The sequence below is a fragment of the Promicromonospora sp. NPDC023805 genome (assembly GCF_040639635.1).
Classification (GTDB): Bacteria; Actinomycetota; Actinomycetes; order Actinomycetales; family Cellulomonadaceae; genus Promicromonospora.
Map to the genome: position 1 here is coordinate 205,852 of NZ_JBFAAH010000006.1, position 6,783 is coordinate 212,634.

Below are 6,783 nucleotides of genomic sequence, written 5' to 3' on the forward strand. Positions count from 1 at the left end.
CGTCTGAAGTACCGTCGGTGCCAGCGCTTAGGGCCGGGCTTCCGGTCACGCGTCCGGGTACGTCTCCTTCAGTACGCGGGCCAGGTGCCGCACGATCTCGCGCGGTCCCGACTTCGCGGTGCTCCGCTCGACGTCGCTGTTGTAGTTCGTGTTGGTGTTCACGTCGTACGTCAGGACGCGGCCGTCGGCCGTCCGGATGTTCTCGATCCCCGCCACCTCGATCCCGTGCCGCCGCGTGAACTCCAGGTACTTGGCGACCACCGGGTCGTCGTAACCCGCGCGCTCGGAGAACAGGCCCCAGTCCTCGTCGGGCGCCATGGAGATGGTCGCGCCCACCGGCGGGATCGGCCGGCCCGTCTCCGGGTCGATCGCGCACGCGTCGGCGGGGCAGAGCTGGAACCCGCCGCGTTCCGTGTCGCCGCGCACGGCGTAGACCATCTCGCCGCCGACGATCTCGACGCGGGTGATGCCGCCGTCGGCCGCGACCACGTACTCCTGGACCAGCGTGATGCCGTCGACGGGCTCCTCGTACTCGTCCGAGCCGACGTAGTCGGCGAGGTCGTCGAACGAATCGAACTTGCGCACGCCGAGACCCTTGCCGCCCTGGTTGTGCTTGGTGACGAACGGGGTAGGGAACCCCTGCGCGGCCTTCAGCACCTGCTCACGCCCGACGGCGGCCACGGTGCGGGGCGTGTCGATCCCGGCGGCGCGCAGCGCTGTGAGCTGGTCCACCTTGCTGACCTCGAGCTCCAGCACACGGCGACCGTTGACGGTGCGCCGCCCGGAGGCCTCCAGCCAGGACAGCACCGCGCGCGAGTAGTCCTTGGTGAGCCCGTGGTCGCGCGTGTGGCTGCTCGCCGAGATGCGGGACCAGAAGATGCCCTCGGGCGGGGCCTCGTCGAGGTCGAGCACGCCGTCGGTCAGCATCCACTCGGCGCACTCGACCCCCTCGGCGGCGAAGGCCTCAGCGAACGGGGGAAACCACTCCGGGTTCTCGTGCAGGGCATAGATCTTGGGAGTGCTCACAGGGACCTTCCGAACGCTGGGCTGCCGTCAGTGGGACGCGTCAATCCTGGCACGCGAGCCGGGGTCGCCGTCCACGGGCTCCGGCGCCACGTCGACCTGCGCCAGGGAGCGCCGGGCCGCCGGTACGGCGAGGATCCCGCCCAGCACCACGACCAGCAGGACTCCGGCCAGGATCAGGAGCGACTCCACGGAGTACCGGTCGGCCAGCGGACCGAACACGACCATGGACAGCGGCATCGCGACGGTCATCACGATCCCGACGAAGCCGAACACCCGGCCCTGCATCTCGGGCTCCACACGCTCCTGGAGGATCGTGAACGCCGGCGTGTTGAGGGTCGCGAACGTGATGCCGATCAGCAGGCCGAGCCCGAAGAACACCCACATGTTCGTGGAGAGGCCGAGGCCCGCGACGAGCACGCCGGTGGCCACCACGGAACCCACCATGAGCCGCACCCGGCGCTTGATCCGCGGACCCACGGTGGCCATGATGATGCCGCCCAGCAGCATCCCGCCGCCCCAGAACAGCTCGTTGGCGGTCAGCTTCCACACCTCGTCGCCGAACGTGCGGGTGACCATCAGCGGCGTGAGGTAGCTCGGTGCGCCGACCAGGAACATCACCAGGGCGAACAGCGAGACCAGCCACTTCACGGGGCCGTTCGAACCGATGTACCGCACACCCGCGACGAGGTCGCCGAAGTAGCTGACCGGACCGTTCTCGGCGTCGGCCCGCACCAGGCGGGGCACGGTGACCAGGGCGAGCATCCCGACGCCGATGAGCGCGGTCGCCGCGTCCACGAAGAACACCGTGACGATGTCGAAGGACGCATAGACCACGGCTGCCAGGGCGGGGGCGAGCAGCATCATCCCCGACTGGATCGACTGGAAGATGCCGTTGACGCGCATCAGCTGATCGGCCGGCGCGATCTGCGGGATCATCGCGCTCACCGCGGGCGTCTGGATACCCGCGAAAGTGGATCGGACGGCCAGTGCGACGTAGATGATCCACAGGTCGTCGACACCGCTGACCATCAGCAGGGCCAGCCCGAGCGTGACCACGGCGATGGCCGTGTCGGCGCCCATGATCAGGAGCTTGCGGGAGTGCCGGTCGGCCCACACCCCGCCGAAGATCGACATGACCGCCTGCGGCAGCATGCCGAAGACGATGCTCATCATGAGCACGGCCCCGGACTGCGTCTCGATGGTCAGGTGCCACATGACGGCGAACATGACCAACATCGACCCGAGCAGAGAGATGGTCTGTCCGGTCAGGAACAGCGCTACGTTCCGCTTCCAGCCGGGCATGTCGTTGTCGGGCAGGTCGTTGTCGGTCATTGTTCCAGCCTGCCTGACCGCACGGCTGAACGCTGAGGCATTTTCGTTTCCATGGAACGTCCGACGACGCGGCGCGCCAGAACTCATCGGAGCCGGGCCGCTCCCGCCGTCGGGCAGACTATGACGGTGGGCCCAGGACGGGCCCCGACCCACGAACAAGGAGCAACCACGGTGACCGACATCTTCGACGAGCTGCAATGGCGAGGCCTGGTGGCACAGTCCACCGACGAGGCCGCGCTGCGTTCTGCACTGTCGGAGGGCCCTGTCACCTATTACGCGGGCTTCGACCCCACCGCGCAGAGCCTGCACGTCGGGCACCTGGTGCAGATCTTGACGATGCGCCGCTTCCAGCAGGCGGGGCACCGCCCGCTCGCGCTGGTCGGTGGCGCCACGGGCCTGATCGGCGACCCGCGTCCGACCACGGAGCGCAGCCTTCAGTCGCGTGAGGTCGTGGAGGGCTGGGTCGCGCGGATCCGGGGGCAGATCGAGCCGTACCTCGAGTTCGAGGGTCCTGCGGCCGCGCGCATGGTGAACAACCTGGACTGGACGGGCCCGCTGGGCACGATCGAATTCCTGCGCGACGTGGGCAGGCACTACCGGCTGGGCACGATGCTCGCCAAGGACATCGTCGCGCGGCGGCTGAGCTCCGAGGAGGGCATCAGCTTCACCGAGTTCAGCTACCAGATCCTGCAGGGCATGGACTTCCGCCAGCTGTACCGGGAGCACGGCTGCACGCTGCAGATCGGCGGCAACGACCAGTGGGGCAACCTGCTGTCCGGCGTCGAGCTGATCCGCAAGTCCGAGGGTGTCGCCGTGCACGCCTTGACGACCCCGCTGATCACGAAGTCCGACGGGACCAAGATGGGCAAGTCCGAGGGCGGTGCCGTCTGGCTCGACCCCGACATGACGAGCCCGTACGCCTTCTACCAGTTCTGGCTCAACCAGGCCGACGCGGACGTCGTGAACTACCTCAAGGTGTTCACCTTCCGCAGCCAGGAGGAGATCGCGGAGCTCGAGCGCGAGGTGGCCGAGCGTCCCTTCGCACGCGAGGCCCAGAAGGCGCTCGCGGGTGACCTCACCACGCTGGTGCACGGCGCGGCCGCGACCGAGGCGGTCATCGCGGCGAGCCAGGCGCTGTTCGGCCGCGGTGAGCTGGGCGGTCTGGACGAGCGGACCCTGGCGGGTGCTGTGAGCGAGCTGCCGCGGGTGACGGCCAAGGCCGGTGACCTCGTCGTGGACCTGCTGGCGGGTTCGGGGATCGTCGCCTCCAAGGGCGAGGCACGCCGCGCGGTCAAGGAGGGCGGCGCCTACGTGAACAACGTCAAGGTCACCGCCGAGGACCAGGCTCTGACGACCGAGGACCTGCTGCACGGCAGGTTCGCCGTCCTGCGGCGGGGCAAGAAGACCCTGGCGGTCGCGACGTCGGAGTGACGTCTCCCTGTACGGCCGACTGACCGGCCGGTGCGTACGACGGCGGTCGCCTGCTGACAAGCGGGCGGCCGCCGTTTCGCATGCCCGGACACTTCTGCTGCCCGTTTTTGCCCGATATCGGGCAAGAAGTTGCTGATCTGGATCTAGATGAGCGAGTCTCACTGCATGAGGACGTCTTCCGACCTCGTCGCCCACGTGGCGGCGTCCACAGGTCTCACGCCCGCCGAGGCCGCGCGGGTGATCGGCGACGTCGTGGCGTACTACGCCACCCCGGTCGAGGAGATCGTCCGACGGCGGCACGCCGAGCTCAAGACCCATGGGGCCAAGAACCCCGAGATCTTCGCGCGCATCGCCGCCGAGCTGGAGCACCGGGTCGTCGCGGCGCCCCGGCTCAGCGAGCGGCAGCTGCGCCGGATGATCTACGGCTGAAGATCTACGGCTGAAGGAGAACAGACATGTGCGGAATCGTCGGTTACGTGGGGGGCCAGAATGCGGCCCCACTGCTCGTGGAGGCGCTCGGCCGGCTGGAGCACCGGGGGTACGACTCGGCGGGCGTCGCCGTCGTCGGCTCCCAGCTGCGGGTGACCAAGCGCGCGGGACGGGTGCGCGACCTCGCCGAGGTGCTGCCCAAGCGGATGCCCGGGCGGGTGGGCATCGGCCACACCCGCTGGGCCACGCACGGGCCCGCGACGGACGCCAACGCCCACCCGCACACGGACGCGGGCGGCACGGTGGCGGTGGTGCACAACGGCATCATCGACAACGCCGCGGCGCTGCGCGCACGGCTCACCGACGAGGGCGTGGCACTCGTGAGCGACACCGATACCGAGGTGTTCGCTCATCTGATCGCGCGGTCGGACGCCGACACGCTCGAGGGCAAGGTCGTGGACGCGCTGGACGCGGTGGAGGGCACGTACGGGCTGGCCGTCGTGCACGCCGACTTCCCGGACCGGGTGGTGGTGGCCCGCAACGGCAGCCCGCTGCTGGTCGGGGTGGCGGACAAGGAGATGTTCATCGCCTCCGACCTCGCGGCACTGGTGCGACACACCACCACGGTGGCGCACCTGACCGACGGCGAGCTGGCGACCGTGACTGCGTCGGGCTTCACGACGTTCCGCCGCGACCTGACCCGGACGCAGACGACGGCGCGCGAGGTCGACGTCGACCCCAGTGCCTACGAGCACGGGCAGATCGACGGACGCCCGCGCATGTACACGGAGATGCTCGAGCAGCCGGCCAGCGTGGAGCGCGCGCTGCGCGGGCGCCTGGACGAGCGGTTCGCCACGGCCCACCTGGGCGGGCTCGACATGGACGCCCGCGAGCTGCGCGCCGTACGGCGCGTCAAGATCCTGGGCTGCGGATCGGCGTACTACGTGGGACAGATGGGCGCGTCCCTCATCGAGGAGCTCGCGCGCGTCCCCGCCGACGCGGAGGCGGCGAGCGAGTTCCGCTACCGCAGCCCCGTGATCGAACCGGACACGCTCTACGTGGCGGTGAGCCAGTCGGGCGAGACCATCGACACCCTGCTGGCGGTGGAGGAGATCCGCCGCAAGGGCGGCAGGGTCATCGGCCTGGTCAACGTCGTGGGCTCCGCGATCGCCCGGGCCTGCGACGGAGGGATCTACCTGCACGCCGGACCGGAGATCGCCGTCGCCTCCACCAAGGCGCTCACCACGATGTTCGTGGGCTTCGCGCTGCTGGCGCTCCAGCTCGGCCGCGTTCGCGACCTGTCCGTCGCCGACGGACGCCGGCTCGTGGCGGGGTTGCAGAACCTGCCGGCACAGATCGAGCAGGTGCTCGACGGCGAGGCGCGTATCGCTGAGGCGGCGAAGGCGCTCGCCGCCGCCGAGAGCTTGTTCTTCGTCGGCCGGGTCCGGGGGTACCCGGTGGCACGTGAGGGCGCGCAGAAGTTCAAGGAGATCAGCTATCGGCACGCCGAGGCGTACCAGATGTCGGAGCTCAAGCACGGGCCGCTCGCCCTCATCTCGCCTGAGGTGCCGACCGTCGCCATCGTGCCCGACGACGAGCTGACCGACCGCAACGTCGCAGCCCTGCACGAGATCTCCGCCCGTGGCGGGCCGCTCGTGGTCGTCACGCACCCGGGCGTGGACCTGGGGGAGCTGCGTGCGGAACGGATCGACGTGCCCCGCAGCGAGCGGGAGCTCGACCCGCTGCTGCTGACCGTGCCGTTGCAGCTGCTGGCGTACCACGCGGCCCTGACCCTCGGGCACGACGTCGACAAGCCCCGGAACCTGGCCAAGTCGGTAACCGTGGAGTGACGACGACGTCGGCGGACCCCCATCGGGTCCGCCGCCGATCCAGCGTTCCCGGCGCCCTGCGGCCCTGATCGCACGCCGATTTTGCGCGGGCGCCGATCGCTGTGTACTGTTCCGGTTGTTCGCCCGACAGGGAGACACGGACAGGAAGCGCGACAAGCGCGACTGGCCGGTCCCGGGGTGGAAACCAACCCAGATCTCGTAGTAGCCTTGTGCGCTCCGGAACTGGGTGGGGGCTTGTCAGATCGCCTCCCCAACCATGGATCCTGAAGAGGGTCCTTGCGCCGGGGAACGTGGTAGGGTAAGTTACACAGGTTGCCTCCGAACGTTGATCAAGCGGCTAGCGCCGCGATCGACCAGGAGGCGTCCCAACCTCCGCGGGTCGTCAGGGATTCATTCTTCTGACGATGGCGTAAATGGGAATTGGAAATACCTCGGATGGTTGAAGAATTCTCCCGGCTGACAGGCTGACGAGGATTTGGAAAAGTCCGAAAGAGCCTGGTAAGTTACAGGCACTGCCCCGGACAGGGAAGCGATCGGAAAGATTGCAGCTCTGACGGTGTGCGTCGGTTGTTTGAGAACTCAACAGTGTGCTTGATAGTCAATGCCAATGTTTTAACCCTTTGCGGGTGTGGCCTTGCTGACCGTCCGGTTAGTCGGGCCGCATTATTGCGGGGGTTGTTTTGGACAGATCTTAATCATCAGATTGGTCTGGCCG

Annotated in this window: 5 protein-coding genes; 3 read left to right on the forward strand and 2 right to left on the reverse strand. The window is 68.6% G+C overall.

The genetic code is table 11. The features are described 5' to 3' along the window. Nucleotides 1-45 precede the first annotated feature (45 nt). Both AB0F70_RS09125 and AB0F70_RS09130 read right to left on the reverse strand, forming a co-directional pair. On the reverse strand, nt 46-1,026 hold the full coding sequence (locus AB0F70_RS09125) for an alpha-L-glutamate ligase (RefSeq protein WP_357446467.1): 981 nt from the start codon (nt 1,024-1,026) through the stop codon (nt 46-48). A gap of 27 nt (nt 1,027-1,053) precedes the next feature. After that, entirely contained in the window at nt 1,054-2,358 is a 1,305-nt protein-coding gene (locus AB0F70_RS09130) for an MFS transporter (protein ID WP_357446470.1), read from the reverse strand. 171 nt (nt 2,359-2,529) lie between these two features. Between AB0F70_RS09130 and tyrS the strand changes: the two genes are divergently transcribed. From tyrS to glmS, 3 genes are all read left to right on the forward strand, one after another. Next, a complete protein-coding gene (gene tyrS / locus AB0F70_RS09135) occupies nt 2,530-3,789 on the forward strand; it encodes a tyrosine--tRNA ligase (protein ID WP_357446473.1) in 1,260 nt (419 codons plus the stop codon). A 165-nt stretch (nt 3,790-3,954) separates the two neighbouring features. Beyond that, nucleotides 3,955-4,218 carry a hypothetical protein gene (locus tag AB0F70_RS09140; RefSeq protein ID WP_116674681.1) on the forward strand — a complete coding sequence of 88 codons (264 nt, stop codon included), beginning with the start codon at nt 3,955-3,957 and terminating at the stop codon, nt 4,216-4,218. A 26-nt stretch (nt 4,219-4,244) separates the two neighbouring features. Then, nucleotides 4,245-6,068 carry a glutamine--fructose-6-phosphate transaminase (isomerizing) gene (gene glmS / locus AB0F70_RS09145; protein WP_357446476.1) on the forward strand — a complete coding sequence of 608 codons (1,824 nt, stop codon included), beginning with the start codon at nt 4,245-4,247 and terminating at the stop codon, nt 6,066-6,068. Nucleotides 6,069-6,783 lie beyond the last annotated feature (715 nt).

Coding starts and splice junctions, on each gene's coding strand:
- AB0F70_RS09130 (WP_357446470.1), bottom strand. CDS start 2,358: ATGACCGACAACGACCTGCCCGACAACGACATGCCCGGCTGGAAGCGG.
- AB0F70_RS09140 (WP_116674681.1), top strand. CDS start 3,955: ATGAGGACGTCTTCCGACCTCGTCGCCCACGTGGCGGCGTCCACAGGT.
- glmS (WP_357446476.1), top strand. CDS start 4,245: ATGTGCGGAATCGTCGGTTACGTGGGGGGCCAGAATGCGGCCCCACTG.